This window comes from Herbidospora daliensis (assembly GCF_001570585.1).
GTDB classification, from domain to species: Bacteria; Actinomycetota; Actinomycetes; order Streptosporangiales; family Streptosporangiaceae; genus Herbidospora; species Herbidospora daliensis.
The window spans coordinates 530,254-556,017 of sequence record NZ_BBXF01000003.1 but is presented as its reverse complement, the minus strand read 5'-3'; the positions used below and the strand labels follow the sequence as shown (position 1 = coordinate 556,017).

Below are 25,764 nucleotides of genomic sequence, written 5' to 3'. Positions count from 1 at the left end.
GCTGTCCGCCCCGTGGATTGCCCGGGTAGACAGGGAAATATGGAAACCACCGTGGTGATCGCCGGCGGCGGGCCCGCCGGGGCGATGCTGGGGCTGCTGCTGGCGCGGGCGGGCGTCGAGATCGTCCTGCTGGAGAAGCACGCCGACTTCTTCCGTGACTTCCGGGGCGACACGATCCACCCGTCGACGATCCAGGTCCTCGACGAACTGGGGCTGCTGGCCGAGTTCGAGGCCATCCCGCACCGCTCGTTCGACTACTTCGCCCTCTACACGGGCGAGGAGTTCCTGCCCGTGGCCGACTTCCGGGGGCTGCCCGGCCGGCACAAGCGGCTGGCGATGGTGCCGCAGTGGGACTTCCTCACACTGATCACCGAGGCGGCCGCGCGTTATCCGAACTTCCGGCTGCTCATGGAGCACAAGGCGGTCGGGGTGATCCGCGAGGGCGGCGCGGTGCGCGGCCTGCGGGTCGAGGCGGGCGGGGTCCGGTCGGAGATCAGGGCCGCGCTGACCGTGGCGGCCGACGGGCGGCACAGCGACCTGCGCCGGGCGGTCGGGTTCGCGCCGGTCGACATCGGCGCGCCGATGGACGTGTTGTGGTTCCGGCTGCCGCGCCACGACGGGCACCCCGACGACGTGTTCCTGCGTCCGGGGAAGGGCACCGCGCTGGTGTCGCTCAACCGGGGCGACTACTGGCAGCTGGCCTACCTGATCCCCAAGGGCGGCTTCGACGGCCTCAAGGCGGCCGGCCTGGAGGACTTCCGGGCGACGATCACGGGCCTGCTCCCCTATCTCGACACGAGCGAGCTCGCCTTCGGCGACGTCCAGCTGCTGACCGTGGTGGTCGACCGGCTGCCGCAGTGGCACCTGCCGGGCCTGCTGGTCGTCGGCGACGCCGCCCACGCCATGTCGCCGGTCGGCGGGGTCGGCATCAACCTGGCCATCCAGGACGCCATCGCGGCCGGGAACCTGCTCGCCGGGCCGCTCGCCAGGGCGCAGGAGAAGCGGCGGCCGGTGCTCGACCCGGTGCCGGCTTCTCTCCTGGCGAAACTGCGGCGCCGCCGGTGGTATCCGACGGCCGCGACGCAGGCCCTCCAGGTGCAGATCCAGAACCGGATCATCGCCCGCGTCCTCGCGGGCGACGCCGATGCGGGCTCCATCGCCGCCGCCGTGCGCAAGATCCCATTGCCGGTACGCCGCCTCCTCGGCCGCGTCATCGGGCTGGGTTTCCTTCCCGAGCACGTACGTTCATCTCACTGAATGGACATGGCAGGCCGGTCCTCGGGACGAGGAACGATAACCTCGTATGTCGTGAGCGCACTCAACCTCGACACCTGGCGTGACCTGCCCGCCGCCCAGCAGCCCGAGTGGCCCGACCGCGGCGCGCTCGACGATGTGGTCACCGAGTTGCGCGGGTTGCCCCCGCTGGTCTTCGCCGGGGAGTGCGACCGGCTGAAAGACGAGCTGGCGGCGGTCGCGCGCGGCGAGGCGTTCGTCCTGCAGGGTGGTGACTGCGCCGAGACCTTCGCCGGCGCCACCGCCGATAACGTCCGCAACAAGATCAAGACGCTGCTCCAGATGGCGATCGTGCTGACCTACGCCGGGCGGGTGCCCGTCGTCAAGATCGGCCGGCTCGCCGGGCAGTTCGCCAAGCCGCGGTCGAAGAACACCGAAACCCGCGACGGCGTCGAGCTGCCCGCCTACCGGGGCGACATGGTCAACGGCTTCGAGTTCACCGAGGCCTCGCGGGTGCCCGACCCGGGCCGCCTCCTGCGGGCCTACCACTCCTCGGCCGTCACGCTGAACCTGGCGCGGGCCTTCACCAAGGGCGGCTACGCCGACCTGCGGCAGGTCCACGCCTGGAACCAGGACTTCGTGGCCGGATCCCCGGCCGGTCAGCGCTACGAGCGGCTGGCGCGGGAGATCGACCAGGCGCTGGCGTTCATGAGCGCCTGCGGCGCCGAGCCCGCGGAGTTCCACACGGTCGAGTTCTACTCCTCCCACGAGGCCCTGATCCTCGACTACGACCACGCGATGACCCGCATCGACAGCCGCACGGGTCTTCCTTACGACGTGTCGGCCCACATGGTCTGGATCGGCGAGCGCACCCGCCAGCTCGACCACGCCCACGTCGAGTTCTTCAGCAAGATCCGCAACCCGATCGGGGTCAAGCTGGGCCCGACCACGACGGCCGACGAGGCGCTGACGCTGGTCGAGAAGCTCAACCCGGCCAACGAGCCGGGCCGGCTGACCTTCATCAGCCGCATGGGCGCGGGCAAGGTCCGCGACGCCCTGCCGCCGCTGGTCGAGAAGGTGACCGCGAGCGGCGCGGTGGTGACATGGATCTGCGACCCGATGCACGGCAACACCTTCGAGGCCGCGGGCGGCTACAAGACCCGCCGGCTCGAAGACGTCATCGACGAGGTGACCGGCTTCTTCGAGGTCCACCGCGCGCTGGGCACCCACCCGGGCGGCATCCACATCGAGTTCACCGGCGACGACGTGACCGAGTGCGTCGGCGGCGGCCACCAGATCCTCGAAGAAGACCTGGCGCTGCGCTACGAGACCGCCTGCGACCCTCGGCTGAACCGGTCGCAGTCGCTCGACCTGGCGTTCCGGGTCGCGGAGCTCTACCGGGGCGACTGACCCGCGGAAACGCGAAAGGCCCCCGGCTCGGGGGCCTTTTTCGTCTGGCCGGGCTAGTTCTTGTTGATCTCCGAGCTGATCTCGGCCCGAATCGCGTCCATGTCGAGGGCGCGGACCTGGGTGATCAGGTCGTCGAGCGCGGGGGCGGGGAGGGCGCCGGGCTGGGCGAAGACGACGATGCCGTCACGGATGGCCATGATGGTGGGGATCGCCGTGATGTCGAACCCCTGGGCCAGGGCGGGCTGGGCCTCGGTGTCGATCTTGCCGAACTTGATGTCGTCGTGCTTGGCCGACGCCTTCTCGAAGATCGGACCGAACGACTTGCACGGCCCGCACCACTCCGCCCAGAAGTCGAGCAGCACGATCCCGTCGTCGGCGATCTCGTTGAAGTTGCTCTCGGTTACCTCGATGGTCGCCACTCGCGACTCCTTTCCTCACGGGGTGCAACCCGATCCGGTCCCACCGCATTCCAAGCCCTATCACGCCGGTCAGGTTGCCCGGTCGCACCCGTGGGTACGTCCCGCGTCCCCGACGACGGCAGGAGACTTCCATGATCCCCGGTTGTGGCTCGTGTAACTGCATGGACGAGATCCTCAGCACCCTCCGGCCCCCGCGTATCACCCAGTTGAGCACCGAATGAGCGAAACGGCCCCGGAAGAACACTTCCGGGGCCGTTTTCCGTTCCGGGGGTGGCATCGGCGACACATTTGACAGGTCGGCGGAAAACGGCCGGAAGAATTGCCGATCGTGGGTAAGCCTTTGACATGAGGCAACTCCTTTCCTGGAGCACCTGCGCCACGAGCGCCGATTGCGTAGGGGTGTCGCGGCAGCCGTACAACCGCTGCCTGACCCACCTGGAAGCCGAAGAACTGGAATCCCACCTCGCCACGCTGACGCCGGGGCAGGCCCTCGACCTGCGCGGCACGACCGTCCCCGCCGGGCTGCTCGACCGGATTCTCGCCGCGATGGAGAACGTCGTCGGCCGGGCCCGTTTCGACCAGGCCGTGTTCAGCTCCCCCGCCCGGTTCGGCGACGTCACGTTCACCGGCGACGCGTCGTTCGACGAAGCGCGTTTCGACGCGCTCGCGTCGTTCTTCAACACCCATTTCAGAGGAAATGTCTCATTTCAGGGCGTGCGTTTCGGCCGTGAATTCTCCCTGTACGGCTCCCGCGTGCGCGGCCACCTCTCGATGGACGACTCCACCGTGGCCAGCGACGCCCTCTTCGGCGAGGCGTGCTTCGGCTCGGCGTCCTTCCGGGGGGCCGAGTTCCACGGGTTCAGCTCCTTCGACCAGGCCAGGTTCCACGGCGACGCGACCTTTCGCGGCGCCCGGTTCTCGCGTCCGGTGTCGTTCCTGAAGACCGCGTTCGAGGGCGCGGCCGGGTTCCAGTCGGTCAGGTTCGGGGCGAAGGCGTTCCTGGCCCCCGCCGTGGTGGGCCGCCACCTGGCGCTCACCCAGGCCAGGGCCACCGGCCCGGTGGAACTCCACGTCACGGGGTGCCCGGTCGACCTGTCGGAGGCGCGGGTGCTCGGCCGGCTGACCGTGCGGGCGGGCGACGCCGACCTCGACCTGACCGGCCTGACCAGCCGGGGCCGCTCGAAGGTCGGGCGCAGGGGCGGCCCGATCCGGGTGCTGTCGATCACCGGCCTCGACGCCGACGACCTGACGATCGAGGGCGCCGACCTGACCCGCTGCCACCTGCCGGGCGCGGTCGACGCCGACCGGCTGCGGTTGCGCGACTGCGTGTTCGCGACCAGCCCCGGCGGGCGGCGGCAGCTGCGGTTCAGCTGGCCGCCCTTCCGCCGCACCTTCTTCAGCCGCCTGTCGTGGGTGGCGCTGCTGGCCCTGGTGGCGGTGGCGGCGGCGCTCTGGTCGTCCACTCCGCAGCAGCAGAACCGGCATCCCCGCCCGGCGGTGACGCAGGGCGGCACCTGGGCCCACTCGTCGGGGACGGATCAGGGTTCGCCCTGATGTGAGACCCGCGAGCTCCCTCATAACCTGGCGAACGACTATGGACACCGCATTCCAGACGGCTGCCGTCGACGACTACGCCGACCGGCTGGCCAAGACGCTCCGGGGGCCGCGCCGGGCCAGGAACGACCTCGTGGCCGAGGCCCGCGACGGCCTGCGCGACGCCGCCGAAGCCTACGCGGAGGAGGGCCTGCCGCCCGACGAGGCGCAGGCCCGCGCGGTGGCCGACTTCGGCCCGGTCGCCGAGGTGGCGCCGGGGTTCCAGGAGGAGCTGACCGCGGCGCAGAGCCGCCGGACCGCGACGCTGCTGTTCCTCAGCACCCCGGCGGTGGCGCTGATGTGGGGCGTGTTGTGGCAGATCTTCCCGGCCGACTTCGACGTGGTGAAGCCCGTCTGGTTCGAGGTGGTGGCCCGGTCGGTCGACCTCATCCAGGTGGCCACGGGCCTGACGGGCGCGGCGGTGCTGCTGCGCCTGCGCCGCACCCGCCGCTCGCGCGGGGCGGCCCGGCTGCTGGGCCTGCTGGTCTGGATCCAGGCGCCGCTGATGGCGGCGCTGTGCGGCGCCCTGATGTTCACGGCCGGCACGGCGCTGTCGGCGTTCCCCGGCTATCTCCCCGGCCAGGTGGCCACGTATGTCAGCGTCGCCTTCTGGGCGTGGCAACTCTGGAGCGCGGCGCGTTGTCTCACGTCTGCGGGTTCAGCACCCGCCCGATGACGCTGGTGAAGCTGGTCCAGGCGGTGCGTTCGCCCGCGAGTTCGGCGCGCCCCGAGTCGGTCAGCCGGTAGGTGCGGCGTTTGCGGCCGCCCACGGTCGCCCATTCGCTCGCCAGGAAGCCGGCCCGCTCCAACCGCCGCAACGCTGGGTAAACAGTACCTGTCGGTACGTCAAGGGCGCCGCCCGACCGATCCCGCAGGGCTTCGATGATCGCGTAGCCGTGGAGGGGCTCGTGCTCCACCACGGACAGCAGGAGGGCGTCCATATGCCCACGGAGCGCGTCGGGGTTCACGTGTTCACCTTAACCGGGTGCGGCATGTAGCCAGCCTACATGTAGGCTCTCTATATGTAGCCAGACATAAGGAGCCTTTCATGGACGTCCTCGACCTGGCCCGGTTGCAGTTCGCGATGACGGGGAGCCTGCATTTCCTGTTCGTCGTGCTCACGCTGGGCCTGGCCCCCCTTGTGGCGATCATGCACACCCGATACGCCCGCACCGGCAGCACCCTCGACGAACGCGCGACGCGCTTCTGGGGGCAGATCTACGTGACGAACTACGCGCTCGGCATCGTCACCGGCATCGTGATGGAGTTCCAGTTCGGGCTGAGCTGGAGCGGCCTGACCCACTACGCCGGCGACGTGTTCGGCGCGCCGCTGGCGCTGGAGACGCTCATCGCGTTCTTCCTGGAGTCCACGTTCCTGGGCCTGTGGATCTTCGGCTGGCACCGGCTGCCGAAGTGGCTGCACGTCGCGACGATCTGGCTGGTCACGATCACCGCCTACGCGTCGGCGTTCTGGATCATGGTGGCCAACTCGTTCCTCCAGCACCCGGCCGGGTCGGTGCGCGACGGCGAGGTGCTGCGCCTCGACGACTTCGGCGCGCTGCTGACCAACCCGTCGTTGTCGATGGCGCTGCCCCACGTGCTGTCGGCCGGGCTGACCGTGGGCGGCTTCGTGGTGATGAGCGCGAGCGCCTACCACCTGTTCCGCCGCACCCCCGACCGGGAGCTGTTCTCCCGGTCGTTGCGGATGGGCGTCTGGACCGCCTTCGCCGGCACGATGATGGTCGTCGGCTTCGGGTTCGCCCAGTTCGGGCCGGTGACCGGCGTCCAGCCCGACAAGTTCGTCGACCGGCCGCTGGCCGCGTTCGGCCTCGGCATGATGATCCTCATCGGGCACCTGCTCCAGCTGGTCGCCCTCGTGCTGGTGATCCTGGTCAAGTGGGCGCCGCGCTGGCGGTTCCTGCACCCGCTGATCATGCTGGTCACCCCCCTCCCCTTCATCGCGGCGATCCTCGGCTGGATCGCCCGGGAGGAGGGCCGCCAGCCGTGGATGATCTGGGAGCGCCTCACGGTCGCCGACGCGATCACCCCCGGGCTGACCGGCGGCCAGATCACGGTGTCGTTCGTCGCGTTCGTCGGCGTGCTGACCCTGCTGGCGGTGGCCGACTACGTGCTGATCGTGCGCATCGTCCGGCGCGGCGCCCACGAGGTCGCGCTCGGCGAGAACCCCGCGCCCGCACCGGCCCTGACCTTCTAGGAGCTGCTCATGGACATCCTGTGGTTCGGCGTCCTGGCGCTGCTGCTGATCGGCTACTTCACCCTGGAGGGCTTCGACCTCGGCGTCGGCATGCTGCTGCCGCTCACCCCCGACCGCGATCGGGCGATCGGCGCCATCGGCCCGTTCGTGCTGGCCAACGAGGTGTGGCTGATCGCGGTCGCGGGCGTGCTGTTCGGGGCCTTCCCCGCGTGCGAGAACGTGCTGAGCGCCAACTACGAGGCCGTGGTGCTGCTGCTGGTCTCGTGGGTGCTGCGCGACGCGGGCCTGTGGTTCCGCCGCCGCCTGTTCACCCGCGCGTTCTGGGAGTGGACGATCGCCGTAGCCTCCTTCGGCGTCTGCCTGGCCTGGGGCCTGCTGCTGGCCGGCCTGGGCGGGTTCTCCGTCCCCTTCGGGCTCCTGTACGGCCTCCTCGTCGCCGCCCTCTTCGTGATGCACGGCCGCCGGTTCCTCGACTGGCGGCTCACCGGAGGGGGATCGCTCCTGGTCACCGGCGCGCTGGCGGCCGTGCCGGCGATCGTGCCGCTGGTCGGGACGGCGGGCGCGGTGGTCGCCAACGCGGCCCCGTCCGCGAACCTAACGGTGTTGACGTTTATGGTGTTGCCGTTCGTCCCGGTCTTGGCCGGGGCGCAGATCTGGGTGTGGAGGGCCTTCGGGAAGGGGCCGGTCCCCGCCTACTTCTGAGGGGGGCTCGGTGCACAAAGGTCTCGTGCGGCTGCTGCCGCGCCGCCACCTCCTGGTGTGCCTGGGCGCGGCGGTGGCGGCCGGGCTGCTGGTCCTGGTCCAGGCCGAACTGCTGGCCGGGGTGCTGTCGGGGCGGTTCGCCGTCGGTGTGCTGGGCTGGCTGGCCCTGGTGATCGCGGCCCGGGGGGCGCTGGGCTGGGTCCAGGGCGTCGCGGCCGGGGCCACCGCGAGCGGGGTGAAGTCGGAGCTGCGTCACCGGCTGCTGCGCCGGTTCCAGGGCATGGGCCCGGCCGAGACCCGCTCGGGCGAGCTCGTGACGCTGACCGGGCGCGGCCTCGACGCGCTCGACCCCTACCTCACGGGCTACCTGCCGTCGATCGCCGTCGCGGCCGTGGTGCCGGTGGCGGTGATCGTCAGGTTGTTCGCCGCCGACCTGACGACCGCGCTGATCGTGCTGGTGACGGTGCCGCTGATCCCGATCTTCGGCGCGCTGGTCGGCATGACGACCAAGGCGGTGACCGAACGCCAGTGGGCCGCCCTGTCGCGGCTCGGCGGCCACTTCCTCGACGTGGTGCGCGGCCTGCCGACCCTGCGGGCGTTCGGCCGGGCCCGCCACCAGGCGACCGTGGTCCGCGAGGTGGCCGGCGCCCACCGGTCGGCGACGATGAAGACCCTGCGGGTGGCGTTCCTGTCGTCGCTGGTCCTGGAGCTGGTCGCGTCGTTGTCGCTGGCGCTGGTCGCGGTCCCGGTCGGCCTGCGGCTGCTGTCGGGCTCGCTCGACCTGACGACCGCCCTGCTCGTGCTGCTGCTCGCCCCCGAGGCCTATCTGCCGCTGCGCGCGATGGGCACCCGCTTCCACGCCGCCATGGAGGGCGTCACCGCCGCCGACCAGGCGTTCGCGCTGCTCGAAGGGGCGCAGCCGGCCGCTCCGCGCGCCGCCGCCGTCGGCGAGCGGGTCCCGGAGATCCGCCTCGAAGGCGTGACCGTGCGCTACCCCGGCCGCGACGACCCCGCCCTCCGCGACGTGTCGCTCACCATCGCGCCCGGCGAACGGGTGGCCCTGGTCGGCGAGAGCGGGGCCGGCAAGAGCACCCTGCTCCACCTGCTGCTGGGCTTCGTCGCCCCCTCCGAGGGCCGGGTCCTGGTCGGCGGCGTCGACCTGGTCACCCTCGACCTCGACGCGTGGCGGCGGCAGCTGGCCTTCGTGCCGCAGCGCCCCCACCTGTTCGCGACCTCGGTGGCCGGCAACATCTCGCTCGACGGCGCGGCCTCGCCCGAGGAGATCCGCGCCGCGGCGGTCGCCGCCCAGGCCGACGTCTTCGTCACCGATCTGCCCGAGGGTTACGACACCGTCATCGGCGAACGGGGCGCCGACCTGTCGGCCGGCCAGCGCCAGCGGCTGGCCCTGGCCCGCGCGTTCTGCCGCCCCGGCGCGGGGCTGCTGCTCCTCGACGAACCCACGGCCCGGCTCGACGGCCGCAGCGAGGCGGCGGTCGTCGAGGCCACCCGCACCCTGTCCGAGGGCCGCACGGCGGTGATCGTCGCCCACCGCCCGGCGATGATCGCCCTGGCCGACCGAGTGATCCGCGTCGACGACGGAGTGATCGCGTGAAGACTTCGATCATCTGGAACCGGCGGCTGCTGATCGCCGCGCTGGCCGGGTCGGCGGCCGACCTGGCCGGGCTCGGGCTGATCGCCTCGGCCGCCTGGCTCATCACGCGGGCCGCCCAGCAGCCCGAGCTGGCCGCGCTGTCGGTGGCGATCGTCGCGGTGCGGGCCTTCGCGACCTCCCGGGGCGTGTTCCGCTACGCCGAGCGGCTGACGGGCCACGACGTCGCGCTGCGCGCGCAGGCGGCGACCCGCGAACGCCTCTACGACTCGCTCATCCCGGCCGGGCCGCTCTCCCACCGGGGGGCCGACCTGCTCAGCCGGATGGTCGACGACACCGACGCGGTCCAGGACCTGCTGGTCCGCTGCCTGCTCCCGGCCGTCGCCGCCCTGGTCACAGGGGTCACGGCCGTCGTGATCGCGGCGTTCCTGCTGCCGCTCGCGGCGGTGGTGCTGGCGGCGGGGCTGGCCGTCGCGGGGGTGCTGCTCCCGGCGGCGACGGCCGCAATGGCCCGCCGCTCGACCGCCCGGCTGGCGCCCGCGCGGGCCGACCTGGCCGCGCACACCGCCGACCTCGTGCACGGGTCGGCCGACCTGGCCGCCTACGGCGCGACCGGGCGGGCGCTCGACGCCGCCGCGGCGGCCGACGACCGGCTGGCCCGCCTGGAGCGCGGCCAGGCCCGGGTGAACGCGACCGCGCTGGCCGCCGGGGTGCTGGTGCAGGGGCTCACGGTCGTGATCGTGGTGGCCGTGGCCCTGGCGCTCGACGCCGGTTCGATCGCGACCGCCGTGCTCGCCCTGACGTCGCTGGTCTGCTTCGAGCCGGTGCTCCCGCTGGCGGTGGCCGGCGAGCGGCTGACCGGGGTGCTCGCGGCGGTGCGGCGGCTGCGCGAGATCGAGGCCGTGCCCCCGGCGGTGCCGGCCCCGGCCGACCCGCTGCCCCGGCCCGCCGGGCCGCTCACGGTCGTGGTCGACGACCTGGTCGTCCGCCACGGCGACCGGCCCGCGCTCGGCGGGGTGAGCCTGACGCTCACCCCCGGGAAACGCCTCGCGGTCGTGGGCCCGAGCGGGGCGGGCAAGAGCACGCTGCTGTCGGCGCTGATGCGGACCGTCGACGCCGTGTCGGGGAGTGTCACCGTCAACGGAACCGACCTGCGCCGGTTCTCCCCCGACGACGCGCGCGCCATGATGACGGGCCTCACCCAGGACCCCTACGTCTTCCAGACCACCTTCCGCGACAACCTGCGCCTGGCGGGCCCGGAGGCCGATGACGCCGAGCTGGAGCGGGCGGTGCGGGAGGCCAGGCTCGGCACGTTCGCCGACCGGGCCGGCTGGGACGTCCAGCTCGGCGAAGACGGCCGCACGTTGTCGGGCGGCCAGATCCAGCGCCTGGCGCTGGCCCGCGCCCTCCTCTACGACCCGCCGGTCCTGCTGCTCGACGAACCCGCCGAGGCCCTCGACGAGACCACGGCCGACGCCCTGATGGGCGACCTGCTCGACGCCACCCGGGGCCGCACCACCCTGCTCGTCACCCACCGGCTGCGCGGGCTGGAGGCGGTCGACGAGGTGATCGTGCTGGAGGACGGCCTGGTGGTGCAGCGGGGCACCCACGCCGAACTCGTGGCGGCCGACGGCTACTACCGCGAGTTGTGGCGGGCCGAGACCATGATCCGCCGATAGACCCCGCCGTGACGGGGCGGGCCGGGCGCGGCCGGTCGGCGCCCGGCCCCGCAGGAGAGGCGGAGGCGGCGGCAGGGGCCGTGGCAGGCGGAGCCGTAACGGAGAAAAAGACCGGCGACGCCCCCGAGGAGGCGCCGCCGGTCTTCCCTGTCCCCATACCTGAGAGATCTCCGCGTCAGCTCGTCGTCTTCTCCTCCAGAGTGATCGTCGCCGTGTTCGCCTGACCGTTCCGCATGTAGTTCACGGTCACCTTGGTCCCGGGCTGGTGGCCGCGGATGAGGCCGACCACCGTCTCGCCCCCGTCGATCGGGGTGTCGTCGACCTTGGTGATGATGTCGCCCTGCTGGAGACCCGCCTTGGCGGCGGGGCCGTTCGGCTCGACCGTCGAGACCAGGGCGCCGGGGGTGTCGCCGGTGGCGTCGCCGACGCTCACGCCGAGGTAGGCGTGCACCGCCTTGCCGGTCTTGATGAGCTGGTCGGCCACGTTCCTGGCGGTGTTGATCGGGATGGCGAAGCCGACCCCGATGTTGCCGTTGCCGCCGCCCGAGGTGGCGATCGCGGTGTTGATGCCGATGACCTGGCCGGCCGCGTTGACCAGGGCGCCGCCGGAGTTGCCGGGGTTGATCGCCGCGTCGGTCTGCACCATGCCGCCGATGGTCGTGGTCGGCTCGGCCTGCTGCTGCTCCTGGCCGAAGCCGCCGCCGAAGCCGGGGGGCAGTTCCGGGCCGCCGCCTCCGCCGCCGCCCCCGGAGGTGACGGTGCGGTCGAGGGCCGAGACGATGCCCGAGGTGACCGAGCCCTCCAGGCCGAGCGGGCTGCCGATCGCCAGCACCGAGTCGCCCACCTGGAGCGCGTCGCTGTCGCCGAGCGCGGCGGCCGTGAGGCCCGAGACGCCGGTGGCGCGGATGACCGCGATGTCGGTCGTCGGGTCGGTGCCCACGAGCGTCGCGGGGATGGTCCGGCCGTCGCTGAACTTGACGGCCATCTGGGCGTTCTGCCCGGCGCCGGCGACCACGTGGTTGTTGGTGAGGATCAGCCCGTCGGCCGAGAGGATCACGCCGGAGCCCTCGCCCTGGCCCTGCTGCGAGGTCACGGTGATCATGACGACCGAGGGCTGCACGGCCTTGGCGACCGCCGCGATCGTGCCCTTCGCGGGCATCGCAGCCGAGCCGTTGCTCTGCGAGTTCACCACCGGGCTGGCCAGCACCGGCACGCCGTCGTCGTCCATCGCGTTGGTGATGAGGGCCCCTGCGACCCCACCGCCGACCGCCACGCACGCCAGGGCGAGGATCGAGACGCCCCGCTTCCAGGCCCGCCCGTCGGACCGCTGCTGCCGGGGCGGCTCCGGGGGGACCGGCGGCAGGCCGTAGACGGCGGTGTCGCCGACCGGGTTCGCGCCGACGTGTCCCTGGATGGGGCCCGGCTGGTGTGGCGGCGGGGGCGGCGCGAACTGCGGCGTGGGCTGCTCGCCCCGGTAGTCGCCGTACTGGGGGGCCCGGCGGCCGAACTGGCTCCAGCCGCGCCCGTCGAGGACCTCGGTGGTCCCCTTTTCGTTCTCCCGCTCGTCAGCGCTCATCTCTGCCATCCCCTTACCGAATCCCGGCTCCTTCGGGCCGGTGGTTCTAAGATGGCAAACCCCCGATAAGGCCGGCTTAAGCGATCACCCCGCTGACCTGGCGAAACCGAACATCGGCCTTATTTGTGCTGCTCCGGCCAGTATTCGTCACGCAAAATTCGTTTGTACAACTTTCCGGTGGGGTGCCGGGGCAGCTCCGTGCGGAAGTCGACCGACCGCGGGCACTTGTAGTGGGCCAGCCGCTCGCGGCAGTACGCGATCAGCTCCGCCTCCAGCTCGGGCCCGGCGGTCGCGGGGTCGGCGGGCTCCACGACGGCCTTCACCTGTTCGCCCATCTCCTCGTCGGGCACCCCGAAGACGGCCACGTCGGCGACCTTCGGATGGACCGCCAGCAGGTTCTCCGCCTCCTGCGGGTAGATGTTCACCCCGCCCGAGATGATCATGTACGAGCTGCGGTCGGTCAGGTAGAGGAAGCCCTCCTCGTCGAGGTGGCCGATGTCGCCGAGCGTCGACCAGCCCCGGCCCTTCGGGTCGTGCGCGGCGGCGGTCTTGTCGGGGTCGCCGTGGTAGACGAAGGTCGGCCCGTCGGAGAGGTAGACGACGCCGGTCTCCCCCGGGCCCAGTTCCTCGCCCTGCGCGTCGAGGATGTGCGGCACGCCGAGCAGCGGCCGTCCGACGGTGCCCTTGTGGGAGAGCCAGTCGTGGGGGCCGGCGTAGATGAAGCCGTTGCCCTCGGTGCCCGCGTAGTACTCGTGGATGATCGGGCCCCACCACTCCATCATCCGCTCCTTGACCGGGATGGGGCAGGGGGCGGCGGCGTGGACGGCGTACGCGAGCGTCGACAGGTCGTACTTCGCGCGGGTCTCGGCCGGGAGCTTCAGGAACTTGATGAAGTGCGTCGGCACCCACTGGGAGTGCGTGACGCCGTACGTCTCGATGGCGGCCAGGGCCCGCTCGGGGTCGAAGCGGTCCATCACGACGACCGTGGCGCCGAAACGCTGGAAGGTGAGCGAGTAGCGCAGCGGGGCGGCGTGGTAGAGCGGCGCGGGCGACAGGTAGACGCTGTCGGCCGTGGCGGCGAACAGGAAGCCGATGAGGTTCATGAGCGGGCCGGGTACGTCGAGCGGCTGGCCGGTCCAGTTGGGCTTGACGCCCTTCGGCCGCCCGGTGGTGCCCGAGGAGTAGAGCATGTCCATGCCCTGCACCTCGCCGTCGACGGGGGTGACGGGCATGGGGGCGACGGCGGCCTCGTACGCGAGGAAACCGGGCACCGTGCCGTCGAGCATGAGCCGCAGCGGCGGCCCGGTCACCGAGGCGGCGGCCTGCGCGCACGCGGCCGAGGAGATGAACGCCTTCGCGCCGCAGTTCTCCACGATGTACGTCAGCTCGCCGGCCTGCAGCCGCGAGCTGACCGCCGTGTAGAACAGCCCCGACCGGTGGGCCGCCCAGGCGATCGCGAGGAAGAGGGGGTGGTTCTCCAGCATGAACGCGATGTGGTCGCCGGGCCGCAGCCCGGCCTCGCGCAGCAGGTGGGCGAGGCGGTTGGACTCCTCGTCGAGTTCCCGGTAGGTGACCACGCGGCCGCTACCGGCCATGATCACAGCGGGTTTGTCAGGGCTCACGGCGGCGATGGCACCCGGATACATGACCGAACATTACTCGGTGATCGTCGGGGCGCAAAGGGAAACGGCCCGCGCCGGGAATGGCGCGGGCCGTTCAGTAGACCGCTCAGCCTACCGTTCGAGGGTGCCGGTCAGACGGCTTCGTACACCGGCGACCAGGGGCCGAAGAAGCCCTTGGGACCGAAGTGGTTGCCGCGCGAGACCTGGACGTCGATCGTGTTCACGTTGGTGGCGTGGAAGCCGATCCAGTCACTGCCCTTGTCGCAGTTGCGGAACTTCTCGAAGGAGGTGTGGCCGTCGAGGTCCTCGATCTTGAAGACGGCCCAGGCGCACTTGTACTTCTTGTCGCCCCACCACTTGTGGTTCGTGAGTTCACCCTTGACCGAGATCTTGGTGTACTCCTCCCACTTCCAGGACCACTTCTTGTCCCACTTCCAGCCGACGATCTTGCACTTCTTCTCGCCGTGCTTCCACCAGCACTTCTTGATGGGCTTCTTGAACTTCTCCCAGTACCAGACCTTCTTCTTGCCGTGGTCGACGACGAACTTGCCCTCGGCCTCGGCCTTGTGGTCGGCGGAGTAGTAGGGGCCCCAGTCTCCGACGAAGGGGGAGGCACTGGCGGCCGTCGGCGCAACCACGGCGCCGGTGATGAGGGCGGCGGCGACGCCACCGCTCACCAGGAGCTTCTTGATGAATCGCACTTTCGGATTCCTCTCGGGACGAGGAGTTTGACAGGTAAAGAGATAGACCGTCCCGATAGCGGGTCAGTAGCGACTCACTTGACGCTCGCTTGAAAGTGCAGGTCACCCCACCCGGATGAGGCCGAGCGCGCGTTCCCGCAGCTCAGGGGTGGCGGTCGCGGCCGATCCTGAAGTGAAGGGCGGGGCGGGGTCGTACTCGATGGCCAGTTGCACGGCCCTGGCGGTGTCCTCGTCGCGCATCAGCGCGAGCAGGGTCAGCGCCATGTCGACGCCGGCCGACACCCCGGCGGCGGTGACGATCTTCCCCTGGACGACGACCCGTTCGGCGACCGGGATCGCGCCGAAACCGGCCAGCCCGTCGAGGAAGCCCCAGTGGGTGGTCGCGGGGAGGCCCGTCAGGAGGCCGGCGTGCGCGAGCAGGTAGGCGCCGCTGCACACCGAGGTGGTCCAGGTCGACGCCGCGTGCGCGGTCCTGATCCAGTCGATGAGGCGGGTGTCGTTCAGGGCCTCGACCGTGCCGGGGCCGCCGGGGACGAGCACCACGTCGGGGGCGGGCACGTCGTCGTAGGTCGCGGTGGCGGTGATCGACAGGGTGCCCTGGTCGTCGGCGACCGGTCCCGTCTCCCCCGCCACGAACGTGACGGTGACGCCGGGCGCGAAGGCCAGCACGGTGTAGGGGCCGACCGCGTCGAGGGCGGTGAAGCCGGGGTAGAGCGGGATGGCGACGTGCATGTCAGTGCTCCTTGTCGCGGAAGCGGCGGCGGTAGTCGCCGGGGGAAACGCGCAGATGGCGGCGGAACACCCGGTAGAGGCTGCCGGGCAGGCCCAGGCCGGTGCGCCGGGCGACCACGTCGAGGGGTTCGTCGGTGGTCTCCAGCAGCCGCCGGGCGGCGCCGGTGCGGGCGATCTCGACGTACCGGCCGGGGGGCATGCCGGTCTCGTCGGTGAAGACGCGGGAGAAGTGGCGTTCGCTCAGGTTCATCCGGCGGGCCAGCGCCGGGACGCTGAGGTCCTCCTCCGGGTGCTCGTCGATCCAGGTCTGCAGCTCCTTCATGGGCTCGCTGCGCGGTACGGCCTGGATCGGCGCCGAGAACTGCGACTGCCCGCCGGGCCGGTGGAGGTAGACGACCAGCCCCCGCGCGACGGCGCGGGCGACGTGGTGGCCGTGGTCGTCGGCGACCATCGCCAGGGCCAGGTCGATGCCGGTGGTCACCCCGGCCGAGGTCCAGACGTCGCCGCTGCGCACATAGATCGCGTCGGGCTCGGTCTCGACGGCGGGATAGCGCCGGGCCAGGTCGCCGGCCGACAACCAGTGGGTGGTGGCCCGCCCGCCGTCGAGCAGCCCGGCCTCGGCGAGCAGGAACGCCCCCGTGCAGACCGACCCGGTCCGCCTGGCCCCCGCCGCCAGCCGCCGCACCCCCGCCACCAGCCGGGGGTCGCGCAGATGGTCGTCGACGGTCAGCCCGCCGGCCACCAGCAGCGTGTCGATCGGCCCGGTGACCTCGTCGATCGGCGTGTCCACCAGCGTGGCCAGCCCGTTCGACGACCGGACCGGCCCGGCCACGGCCGAGGTCACCTCCAGCGTGTACGCCGCCCGCCGGCTGACCAGCCCGGCCGTGGCGAACACGTCGGCCGGACCGGCCAGGTCGAGGTGCTGGAACCCCTCGGTGATGACGCAGACGACCCGCATGTCCCCATCCTGGGATCCACCCCCCGATGGCCGCAACGACACGAATCGTGCAGATCAGGACATGACGAAGGGGGCCTCCCCTGTCCCGGGAGGCCCCCTTCGCGCTGGGGGAAGGCTACGCGGCGGCCGACTGGCCCACCGTGGCCGGGGTCAGCGCGATCTCCAGCACCTCACGCACGTCGCCGACGGCGTGGACCTCGAGGTCGGCCAGCACCTCGGCCGGGACGTCGTCGAGATCGGGCTCGTTGCGGGCCGGGATCAGGACGGTCGTGATGCCCGCCCGGTGGGCGGCCAGCAGCTTCTGCTTGACCCCGCCGATCGGCAGGACCCGGCCGGTGAGCGACACCTCACCGGTCATCGCCACGTCGCTGCGCACCGGACGCCCGCTGAGCAGCGAGGCCAGGGCGGTCGTCATGGTGACGCCGGCCGAGGGGCCGTCCTTCGGCACCGCGCCCGCCGGGACGTGGATGTGGACCTGGCGGTCCTTCAGCGACCCGACCGGCAACTCCAGCTCCGCGCCGCGCGAGCGCAGGTAGGAGAGCGCGATCTGGGCCGACTCCTTCATCACGTCGCCGAGCTGACCGGTCAGGGTCACCCCGGTCTGGCCGGTCTCGGGGTCGGCCAGCGACGCCTCGACGTAGAGGACGTCGCCGCCCGCGCCGGTCACCGCCAGGCCCGTCGAGACGCCGGGCACCGAGGTGCGCTGGCGCGACTCGGGCAGCGACGACTCGGGCACGTGGCGCGGCCGGCCGAGGTAGCCGACCAGGTCGTCGTCGGTGACGGTCAGCGGCAGGGCCTTGTCGCCCAGCGAGACCGCCGCGGCGACCTTGCGGAGCACCCGCGCGACCGCCCGCTCCAGGGAGCGCACGCCCGCCTCGCGGGTGTACTCGCCCGCCACGCGGCGCAGCGCCGCGTCGTCGATCGCGACCTCGTCGGGGGTCAGGCCCGCCTTCTCGAGCTGCCGGGGCAGCAGGTGGTCGCGGGCGATGACGACCTTCTCGTCCTCGGTGTAGCCGTCGAGCGTCACGATGTCCATGCGGTCGAGCAGCGGGCCGGGGATCTGCTCCAGGGCGTTGGCCGTGGCCAGGAACAGCACGTCGGACAGGTCGAGCTCGACCTCGAGGTAGTGGTCGCGGAAGGTGTGGTTCTGCGCCGGGTCGAGGACTTCGAGCAGGGCCGCCGTCGGGTCGCCCCGGTAGTCGGCGCCGACCTTGTCGACCTCGTCGAGCAGGACCACGGGGTTCATCGAGCCGGCCTCGCGGATCGCGCGGACCAGGCGGCCCGGCAGCGCGCCGACGTAGGTGCGCCGGTGGCCGCGGATCTCCGCCTCGTCGCGGACGCCGCCGAGGGCGACGCGCACGAACTTGCGGCCCATGGCGCGGGCGACCGACTCGCCGAGGGAGGTCTTGCCGACTCCGGGAGGGCCGGCCAGCGCGAGGACCGCGCCCGACCGCCGCCCGCCGACGACGCCGAGCCCCTGGTCGGCGCGGCGCTTGCGGACCGCGAGGTACTCGATGATCCGGTCCTTCACGTCGTCGAGGCCGGTGTGGTCGGCGTCGAGGATCGCGCGGGCGCCGGCGATGTCGTAGGCGTCTTCGGTGCGGGTGTTCCACGGCAGGTCGAGGACGGTGTCGAGCCAGGTGCGGATCCAGCCGGTCTCGGGCGACTGGTCGGAGGTGCGCTCCAGCTTGTCGACCTCCTTGAGGGCGGCCTCGCGCACCTTCTCGGGCAGGTCGGCCGCCTCGACGCGGGCGCGGTAGTCCTCCTCCTCGGTCTCGGGGTCGCCGTTCAGCTCGGCCAGTTCCTTGCGGACCGCCGCGAGCTGCTGGCGGAGCAGGAACTCGCGCTGCTGCTTCTCCATGCCCTCCTGGACGTCCTTGCGGATCGTCTCGGCGACGTCGACCTCGGCGAGGTGGTCGCGGGCCCAGCCGACCAGCTTCTCGAGCCGCTCACCGGCGTCGGAGGTCTCCAGGAGCAGCAGCTTCTGAGCGGTCGAGAGCCACGGCGCGTAGCCGGAGCTGTCGGCCAGCACCGAGGGGTCGTCGATGCCGTTGACCTGGTCGACGACCTGCCAGGCGCCGCGCTTCTGCAGGATCGTGGTGGTGAGCGCCTTGTACTCCTTCATCAGGGAGCTCACCTTGGCGTCGGGCTCGTCGGTGCTCTTCGGCACGATGGTGGCCTCAACCCACAGGGCCGCGCCGGGACCGGTCGTGCCGGTGCCCACGCGGGCGCGCGACACGCCCCGCACCACGGCGGCGGGCTCGCCGCCGGGCAGCCTGCCCACCTGCTCGACGACGGCGCTGACGCCGACCGCCCCGTAGTGCCCGTCGATGCGGGGAACCAGGAGGACGTGGGGCTTCTTGGCCCCGGTGGCCTGGGCGGCCTCGATCGCCGCGCGCACCTCGGAGTCGGACAGATCGAGGGGGACGACCATGCCGGGCAGGACGACCTCGTCGTCCAGGGGCAGGACGGGAAGGATCTCAGTCATGCGTGCTCCTCAGCCTTGAGTTATATGCGCTCAACTAAGGCGAGTCCCATGGTGTTCCCAAGCTTGCGTGAGTTCGCTGAGAGCGATCGTAATTCTGTAATCAGGTTTAACGACACCCTGTCATCAACCTGTTGACGATCGCGCCGAAGGTTTGTGACACTTCGTCATGAACGACGTTCTGAGGAGCCTGCGATGGGTTTTGCCGAGGTCCTGCGGACCGCGACCTGGACCGACCACGAGTCCGCGGAGGACGACAGCTACCTGAAGAACCTGATGGCGGGCAGGCTTAGTCCCGAGGCCTACGGCGAGATGGTCGCCCAGCACTACTTCGCCTATATGGCCCTCGACGGCGCGTCGAAGCGGCTGGCCGGCGATCCGGTCGCCGGGGCCTTCGTCTTCCCCGAGCTCTACCGCGAGCAGGCGCTCGTCCGCGACCTGACGACGATCTACGGCGACGACTGGGCCGGCCGCATCGCGCCCAGCAAGCCGACCCAGACGCTGGTCGCCCGGATCAACCAGGTCTCCGACTGGCCGGGCGGATACGTGGCCCACCACTACACTCGGTACCTCGGCGACCTGTCGGGCGGGCAGTTCATCCGGCTGGAACTGCAGAAGATCTACGGCTACGGCAAGGGGGGCGGGGTGGACTTCTACCACTTCGACATCGGCAGCCTCCCCCGCTTCAAGGACGAATACCGCCGCCGTCTCGACGCCCTCGGCGAGAGCCTCGACGAGGCCGGGCGGCAGCGGGTCATCCGGGAGACCCGGCTGGCCTACCAGCTGAACACCGAGGTGCTCGGCGACCTGGGCCGGGTGGCCACGGTGGCGGCCTGACGTGCCGCGCATCTCGGCCGCCACGATCGGCGAGCACCGCGCCCAGACCCAGGAGAAGATCCTGGAGGCCATCGCGCGGCTGGCCCGCAGGCAGGGCATCGACGCGATCTCGATGACCGAGCTGGCGGCCGAGGCCGGCATCACCCGGACCGTCCTCTACAACTACTTCCCCGACAAGACCGCGCTGCTGCTGGCCTTCACCGAGCGGGTCACCCACTACTTCGTCGAGAGCTACGCCCGCGACCTGCCCGCCGACGCCTCGCCGTCGGTGCGGCTGCGGGCGTTCGTCCGGCTCCAGCTGACCGGCCTGGTCGCCCACCCGCATCCGGGGGCCGCCGACCTGTCGGCCACCCTCGGGCCCGACGCCTACCAGCGGCTGGCCGCCCACGTCGCGCCGATGCAGGCGATCCTGCGCGAGATCATCCAGAGCGGCGTCGACTCGGGCGAGTTCCAGACCCCCGACGTCGAGGCGGCGGCGCGGGCGGTGCTGGCGGTGCTCGGCTCCGAACGCATCCCGCTGACCGAGGGCGGCCGGACCCTGGAGGAGTCCGAGGGGTTCGTCTCGGCCTTCTGCCTGCGCGCCCTCGGGGCGGCCGACGGCTAGACGGTCAGCGGCAACCCTCCCTGGTGCAGCCGGAAGGCGTCGCCGGGGTCGGCCACGAGGCGCAGCGTGCCGAGGTCGCGGGCGACGCGGTCGAGCATGATCCGCGCCTCCAGGCGGCCCAGCGCCGCGCCCAGGCAGAAGTGGATGCCGTGCCCGAACGCGAGGTGCCGGTGCGCGTCGGCGCGGTGGACGTCGAACACGTCGGGGTCGGCGAAGACCTCCGGGTCGCGGTTGGCGCCCCAGATCGACAGGGCCACCCGCTCACCGGCCGGGATCACGCCCCCGGCCAGGCCGAGGTCGCGGAGGGCGAAGCGGGGCGGCACGATCTCGACCGGGCCGCGGAACCGCAGCGTCTCCTCCACGACCGCGCCCGCCAGCGACGGGTCGTCGCGCAGGTCCCGCCACTGCTCCGGGTGGGTGAGCAGCAGCCTGATCGCGTTGACGACGACGTCGACCGTGGTCTCCTGCCCGGCGATCAGCAGCAGCTGGACCGTCGCGACCAGGTCGTCGCGGTCGAGGTCGACGAGGCCGGAGAGCAGGTCGTCGGCCGGCTCCTTCCGGCGCAGGGCGGCCAGGTCGTCGAGGTAGGCGGCGAACGCCAGCGTGGCCGAGCCGTCGAAGTCGGAGCCCGACACGATCGTGGCCGACCAGGACCGGAACATCGGCCGGTCGTCCTCGGGCACCCCGACGAGCTGGGCGATGACGTTGACCGGCAGCGGGTCGGCCAGGTCGGCCACGCCGTCGAAGGAGCCCAGGAAGCGGGCGCGGGCGACCAGCCGGTCGGCGACCTCGGTGATCCACGGCTCCAGGCGGGCCGCGGTCCGGGCCGTGAACGCATGGCTGACCAGGCCGCGCAGGCGGGTGTGGTCGGGCGGGTCGAGGGAGATGAGCTGGCGGGCCGCGATCCGTCCGGCCTCGTCGGGCGGGGGCGGCTGTCCGGGGAGCTGGTGGCCGAGGTCCGGGTGCTGGAGTCCTTCCCGGACGTCGGCGTGCCGGGCCACCACCCACCAGCGGTCGCCCGCCGGGTCGAGCTGCGGGATCGGCCGGCCCGCGGCCCGCACGCGCGTGTAGAACGCGTACGGGTCGCGGCGGGTGGCGGGCTCCCAGAGCTCCGAGGGCCCGAACTCGGGGGTCATCGCGACGCGGCCGCGTACTGCTCGACGATCTCGGTGGTGACCTCGTCGCCCTCGACGGTTCCGCTGACCGACACCGTGACCTCGCCGGCGGGCAGGGCGGCGGCGCGGACCGCGAACTGCTGGAACGCCGACTTCCCGGGGGCGACGCCGGTGAAGGTCCTGGCGCCGTGGGCGGTCTCGATCTCGACGTCGACGGGGGCGTCGTGGTCGTTCCTGACCCGGACGGCCAGGTAGGCCGAACCGCCGATGAACCGGGCCTCGGGGGTGACCGTGGCCGGGAGCTGCGCCCCGGGCGCGAGCTGGGCGCGGGCGCTGTCGGCGGCGGCCACGATCGCGGTCTTCTGCGCGGCGGTCAGCAGCCCCGCCGTCACGAACACGTCGGCCGTCGCGGTGACCTTGGCCATGAACGCGGCGTGCGTCGCGAACGGGGCGGCGTCCCAGAGCACGTCGAGGAAGGTCAGGCCGTCGGTGCCGGGCGAGACGACGCCGGTGACCGGCACGTCGTAGTTGGGCAGGCCGTCGTCGCGCTTGACGTTGGGCACGCCCGAGTCCACGCTCCCGAAGACGATCTTCGGCTCGACCCGGCGGAAGTAGGCCGAGTGGGCCTGGGTGTCGCCGACGTACCAGGGACGGAGGTTGAAACCGCCCGTGGTGAACAGCGGGTCGCCGGCCGCGGTCACGCCGTTCGCGGTGATCGCCGCGCGCGCGTAGTCGCCGTCGCGCTTGAGGTGGCGGTAGAGGGTCAGCTCGCGGTAGGCGCCGCCGCCGGGGTTGCCGAGGATCGGCATGAGCAGCGGGCCCCACATGATCGACTGGGTGTCGGGGCGGTCGATGGCGCGCTCGATCCTGATGGCGAACGGCATGGAGATCTCAATGACGTCGCCGGTCCCCCAGTTGCGGTTCAGGGTCACGTAGGTGCCCGGGACCGGGCTCTGGAGCAGCTGGAGCACGCCGTTGACCTTCACCGAGTAGCCCTTGACGGCCCACTTGGGCACCCGCAGCTTGAGCGCCAGCTGACCGCCGCTGGTGACGGTCAGCTTGGTGCCGGCCTGGCGCGGGAAGGCCGTCTCCTGCGTCAGCGCGAAGTTCTTCTCCGTCCACGTCACGGTCGAGGGCACGAACTGGTTGACCCACAGGGCCGAGCCGTCGGCCGACTTGAAGTAGGTCGCCTCCTGGTACTTGGTGTGGATCTCCAGGCCGGTGCCGCCGCAGCAGGTGCCGGTGTTGCCGTAGGACTTGGCGGCGCCGGGGGTCAGCGGCTGGAAGTAGGTGACCTGCGGGTTGGCCGTGCTCGCCGAGTCGGCCCGCGAGCCGGCGAGCTGGTTGAACAGGGCCCGCTCGTAGTAGTCCATGTAGGCCGGGTCCTGCGTGTGGAAGAACAGGTTCCTGGCCAGCTTGGCGACGTTGTAGATCGAGCAGGTCTCGGCGCCGCCCTGGGCGATCGCGTTGGCGATGTTGCCGCGGTTCTGGAACATCTCGATGTTGTTGTTGGAGCCCGGGTAGTTCCCGCCGAGGCCGCCGTGGGAGAACATGCGGTGCGGCACCAGCATGCCGAAGAAGTTCTTCGCGGCCTTCAGGTAGTCGTCGCCGCCGCCCTGCTCGAAGATCCGCAGGTAGCCCGAGAAGCCGGGCACGTGCTGGTTGACGTGCAGGCGGGCCGGGCGCCTGCGGCCGTAGGCGAGCGGGTTGGTGACGGTGAGGATGTCGCGGTTCTCGACGGTCGCGCCGAACAGCGACTCGCGGTTGTCGAAGAACTTCGCGGTCTCCAGGTGCTTCGCGTCGCCGGTCAGGGCGTGGATCTCGGCGAACACCTCGTTGGCCCCGCCGAGCTCGCCCGCGATGTAGGTGTCCCACATCAGGTTGAGGTTGTCGCGGGTGACCGGGCCCGGGTAGCTCGGGTGGTTCTTGTCGCCGGTGGTCAGGGCGCTGTGCGCCCAGTCGGCCATCTTCACGGCGATGTCGCGGGCCCTGGTGTTCCCGGTCAGCGTGTACGCGTCCAGCAGCCCGCGAACGATCTTGTGCTGGGTGTACCAGGGCGCCCACACGTTGGTGGCGGCGTTGCCGCCGTACTGGGCGTAGCGGGGCGGGCCGACGCGGATCACGGCGTCCTCGGGGATGGCGCCCAGGTAGCCGGCGTAGACGGGCTTCCAGAGCTGGCCGCCCGACTGCGGGATGGCGACGATGCCGGCCGGGCGGTTGTTGGGCGAGGAGTCGAGCGCGGAGGCGCCGTCGGTCTCGTCGAAGCGGTACCAGGCGATGTTGCCGCCGCCCGTGGTGCCCGCGGCGGAACTCTGGAGCGAGGTGATCTCGGCGGCGCTGAGGGCGCGGTCGAAGATGTGGAACTCGTCGACGCTCGCGTTGAGCATCGCGTCGCCGTAGGCGGAGCGGCCGATCCAGACGTTGCCGGGCACGCCGAGGTTGGTCGGGTTGAGGGTCATGTTCGGGTTGGTGCCGGCGACGGCGCCGTTGACGTACAGGGTGCCGACGCCGCCCGCGAGGGTGACGGCCAGGTGGACCCACTGGCCCGTCGGGATCGCGGCGGTGCCGTTGATCTGCTGCTCGCCGCCGCTGCCCGAGGTGGTGATGGCGAAGCGGGGCGGGTTGCCCGTCACGCCCGCGCGGGCGGTGAGGAACATGTTGACGGCGGTGCTCTGGCCGAAGTCGAAGACCCGGCTCCAGTTCTGCGCGGCGGCGAGGTTGACCCAGGTCGCGATGGTGAAGTTGGTCAGCTGGGAGACCGCCTCCTGGGGCAGCCTGACGTGCTCGGCGTTGCCGCCGCCGTTCAGCTTCAGGGCGTTGCCGAACTTCCCGGCCACGCGGCCGATGGGCAGCGCCTCGGGCTCCTCGGGGTCCTCGGGGGCGGTCAGGCGGGCGGTGATGGCGTCCTGGCAGGCGCCGAGTTCGGTGACCATCCAGTCGAGCTTGGTCTTGTAGACGGTCTCGCCCTGGTCGGCGTACGCCTGGGCCAGGGCGCTCAGGTAGTGCCCGGCCCAGTGGCCGCTCAGCAGGCCGCCGTCCTCCCAGCCGCCGGGCGCGGTCACGCCGGCGGGGTTGGGCCGGCCCGCCTGGTTGTTGAACAGGAAGAGGAACCGGCGTTCGTCGAACGCCTGCAGGAACGCCTTCATCCGGTCGCGCTTCTCCTGCAGCAGGCCGGTCTTCAGGCTGATCTCGTGCAGCCGGAACGGCCTGACCGGGGTGTTGCTCCCGGCGCCGACATAGGGGATCCCGGCCACCGCCTCGGTGACGTTCGCGGTCGCGGCCGACGCCGTCGCCGTCTGGACGCCGGTGGTCGTCGCGGCTAACGCCACCCCCAAGGCCGACGTCCGGACGAAGGTGCGGCGGCTCATTCCTGAGTTCTCGGATGCCGTCATGGCCTTCCCTTCACTTGCGCACATGGCCCTGACTGTTAGCGCTAACACACCCGAAACACCGCTCAGCCAGGGATTTTCCTGTTGTGATTGTTAGCGTTCACATCAGAAACACACCAGAGCGGACAGTTCAACCGTTACCGATGCGTTACGGAGAAAATCAGTGGAACCGCCGCGATCCTCATGGTTAGCGTGGGCCGCATGACCCCTCAGCTCGCCGCACTCTGCATCGACGCGCACGACCCTCCCGCGCTCGCGAGGTTCTGGGGCGAGTTCCTCGGCTGGAAGGCCGACGGCGACACGACGCTGCTGCCGGCCGACGACACCGGCTTCCGCCTCCGGTTCCTGCCGACGCGGGAGCCGAAGACCGGGCACAACCGGATGCACTTCGACCTCACCAGCGGCTCGCCCGAGGAGCAGCAGGCGACCGTGGCCAGGGCGCTCGCGCTGGGCGGCCGGCACTACGACGTCGGCCAGCTGCCCGAGGAGGAGCACGTCGTGCTCGCCGACCCCGAGGGCAACGAGTTCTGCGTCATCGAGGCGGGCAACACGTTCCTCGCCGAGTGCGGCTTCATCGGGGCGCTCGCGGGCGACGGGTCGCAGGCGGTCGGCTACTTCTGGAGCGCGGCCCTGGGCTGGCCCCTGGTGTGGGACCAGAACGAGGAGACCGCGATCCGGTCACCGCACGGCGGCCCGAAGATCACGTGGGGCGGCCCGCCGGTGGCCGTGAAGACCGGGAGGAACCGGCTGCACTTCGACCTCGCCCAGGTGGAGATCGACCAGCTGGTGGCCCTGGGGGCGACCCGGCTCGGCGCCGCCGAGGGCCGTGTGCTCATGGCCGACCCCGACGGCAACGAGTTCTGCGTGCTCGGCTGATCCCGGTGG

At 71.6% G+C, this 25,764-nt stretch carries 21 protein-coding genes; 11 read left to right on the top strand and 10 right to left on the bottom strand.

Translation table 11 applies throughout. From position 1 onward, the window contains the following. The first annotated feature begins 39 nt into the window (after positions 1-39). A complete protein-coding gene (locus AW274_RS17785) occupies positions 40-1,257 on the top strand; it encodes an FAD-dependent oxidoreductase (RefSeq protein WP_062433260.1) in 1,218 nt (405 codons plus the stop codon). Positions 1,258-1,308: 51 nt separating this feature from the next. Continuing rightward, the gene (locus AW274_RS17780) at positions 1,309-2,643 is read left to right on the top strand and encodes a class II 3-deoxy-7-phosphoheptulonate synthase (RefSeq protein WP_232320164.1); all 1,335 of its coding nucleotides are present in this window, start codon (positions 1,309-1,311) and stop codon (positions 2,641-2,643) included. Between the two features lie 53 nt (positions 2,644-2,696). Here the strand turns inward: AW274_RS17780 and AW274_RS17775 are convergent, their stop codons facing one another. Then, a complete protein-coding gene (locus AW274_RS17775; RefSeq protein WP_062433257.1) occupies positions 2,697-3,062 on the bottom strand; it encodes a thioredoxin family protein in 366 nt (121 codons plus the stop codon). Between the two features lie 345 nt (positions 3,063-3,407). On the opposite strand from AW274_RS17775, the gene AW274_RS17770 reads away from it, so the two are divergent. Together AW274_RS17770 and AW274_RS42650 are read left to right on the top strand one after the other, a co-directional pair. Then, on the top strand, positions 3,408-4,616 hold the full coding sequence (locus AW274_RS17770; RefSeq protein WP_157520367.1) for a pentapeptide repeat-containing protein: 1,209 nt from the start codon (positions 3,408-3,410) through the stop codon (positions 4,614-4,616). Between the two features lie 40 nt (positions 4,617-4,656). Beyond that, positions 4,657-5,331, top strand: a complete 675-nt coding sequence (locus tag AW274_RS42650) for a permease prefix domain 1-containing protein (RefSeq protein ID WP_063813415.1) — start codon at positions 4,657-4,659, stop codon at positions 5,329-5,331. Here AW274_RS42650 and AW274_RS17760 read toward each other — a convergent pair. Beyond that, complete coding sequence (locus AW274_RS17760) at positions 5,300-5,623, bottom strand: PadR family transcriptional regulator (RefSeq protein ID WP_083974413.1); 324 nt, start codon at positions 5,621-5,623, stop codon at positions 5,300-5,302. The genes AW274_RS42650 and AW274_RS17760 overlap by 32 nt on opposite strands. Positions 5,624-5,703: 80 nt before the next feature. Between AW274_RS17760 and AW274_RS17755 the strand changes: the two genes are divergently transcribed. Genes AW274_RS17755 through cydC form a run of 4 tightly spaced genes read left to right on the top strand, consistent with a single transcriptional unit; the run spans position 5,704 to position 10,860 of the window. Next, positions 5,704-6,870, top strand: coding sequence for a cytochrome ubiquinol oxidase subunit I (locus AW274_RS17755; protein WP_062433248.1), 1,167 nt, complete (start codon positions 5,704-5,706; stop codon positions 6,868-6,870). A gap of 9 nt (positions 6,871-6,879) precedes the next feature. Continuing rightward, complete coding sequence (locus tag AW274_RS17750; RefSeq protein WP_062433244.1) at positions 6,880-7,572, top strand: cytochrome d ubiquinol oxidase subunit II; 693 nt, start codon at positions 6,880-6,882, stop codon at positions 7,570-7,572. A 10-nt stretch (positions 7,573-7,582) separates the two neighbouring features. Next, the gene (gene cydD, locus AW274_RS17745) at positions 7,583-9,184 is read left to right on the top strand and encodes a thiol reductant ABC exporter subunit CydD (protein WP_062433241.1); all 1,602 of its coding nucleotides are present in this window, start codon (positions 7,583-7,585) and stop codon (positions 9,182-9,184) included. Then, positions 9,181-10,860: a thiol reductant ABC exporter subunit CydC gene (gene cydC, locus AW274_RS17740; RefSeq protein WP_083974411.1), complete on the top strand. Its 1,680-nt coding sequence runs from the start codon at positions 9,181-9,183 to the stop codon at positions 10,858-10,860. Before cydD ends, cydC begins: the two co-directional genes overlap by 4 nt. Positions 10,861-11,035: 175 nt before the next feature. On the opposite strand, the gene AW274_RS17735 is transcribed toward cydC, so the two are convergent. From AW274_RS17735 to lon, 6 genes are all read right to left on the bottom strand, one after another. Beyond that, positions 11,036-12,436 (bottom strand): S1C family serine protease, encoded by a 1,401-nt coding sequence (locus AW274_RS17735; RefSeq protein ID WP_062433238.1) that lies wholly within the window; start codon positions 12,434-12,436, stop codon positions 11,036-11,038. A gap of 119 nt (positions 12,437-12,555) precedes the next feature. Beyond that, the gene (locus tag AW274_RS17730; protein ID WP_232320163.1) at positions 12,556-14,058 is read right to left on the bottom strand and encodes an acyl-CoA synthetase; all 1,503 of its coding nucleotides are present in this window, start codon (positions 14,056-14,058) and stop codon (positions 12,556-12,558) included. Between the two features lie 131 nt (positions 14,059-14,189). After that, positions 14,190-14,759, bottom strand: a complete 570-nt coding sequence (locus AW274_RS17725) for a hypothetical protein (protein WP_062433233.1) — start codon at positions 14,757-14,759, stop codon at positions 14,190-14,192. A 102-nt stretch (positions 14,760-14,861) separates the two neighbouring features. Continuing rightward, a complete protein-coding gene (locus AW274_RS17720) occupies positions 14,862-15,491 on the bottom strand; it encodes a DJ-1/PfpI family protein (RefSeq protein WP_062433230.1) in 630 nt (209 codons plus the stop codon). 1 nt (position 15,492) lies between these two features. Next, entirely contained in the window at positions 15,493-16,449 is a 957-nt protein-coding gene (locus AW274_RS17715) for a GlxA family transcriptional regulator (protein ID WP_062433229.1), read from the bottom strand. Between the two features lie 115 nt (positions 16,450-16,564). After that, a complete protein-coding gene (gene lon / locus AW274_RS17710) occupies positions 16,565-18,937 on the bottom strand; it encodes an endopeptidase La (protein WP_062433227.1) in 2,373 nt (790 codons plus the stop codon). A gap of 192 nt (positions 18,938-19,129) precedes the next feature. On the opposite strand from lon, the gene AW274_RS17705 reads away from it, so the two are divergent. Together AW274_RS17705 and AW274_RS17700 are read left to right on the top strand one after the other, a co-directional pair. Further along, the gene (locus AW274_RS17705; RefSeq protein ID WP_062433225.1) at positions 19,130-19,771 is read left to right on the top strand and encodes a biliverdin-producing heme oxygenase; all 642 of its coding nucleotides are present in this window, start codon (positions 19,130-19,132) and stop codon (positions 19,769-19,771) included. A gap of 1 nt (position 19,772) precedes the next feature. Next, positions 19,773-20,375 (top strand): TetR/AcrR family transcriptional regulator, encoded by a 603-nt coding sequence (locus tag AW274_RS17700; RefSeq protein WP_062433221.1) that lies wholly within the window; start codon positions 19,773-19,775, stop codon positions 20,373-20,375. On the opposite strand, the gene AW274_RS17695 is transcribed toward AW274_RS17700, so the two are convergent. Together AW274_RS17695 and AW274_RS17690 are read right to left on the bottom strand one after the other, a co-directional pair. Then, positions 20,372-21,511 carry a cytochrome P450 gene (locus tag AW274_RS17695; protein ID WP_062433218.1) on the bottom strand — a complete coding sequence of 380 codons (1,140 nt, stop codon included), beginning with the start codon at positions 21,509-21,511 and terminating at the stop codon, positions 20,372-20,374. The genes AW274_RS17700 and AW274_RS17695 overlap by 4 nt on opposite strands. Then, positions 21,508-24,882 carry a beta-L-arabinofuranosidase domain-containing protein gene (locus AW274_RS17690; protein ID WP_062433215.1) on the bottom strand — a complete coding sequence of 1,125 codons (3,375 nt, stop codon included), beginning with the start codon at positions 24,880-24,882 and terminating at the stop codon, positions 21,508-21,510. The genes AW274_RS17695 and AW274_RS17690 overlap by 4 nt, the downstream gene beginning before the upstream one ends. A 198-nt stretch (positions 24,883-25,080) precedes the next feature. Between AW274_RS17690 and AW274_RS17685 the strand changes: the two genes are divergently transcribed. Next, on the top strand, positions 25,081-25,755 hold the full coding sequence (locus tag AW274_RS17685; protein WP_062433213.1) for a VOC family protein: 675 nt from the start codon (positions 25,081-25,083) through the stop codon (positions 25,753-25,755). Positions 25,756-25,764: the final 9 nt, after the last annotated feature.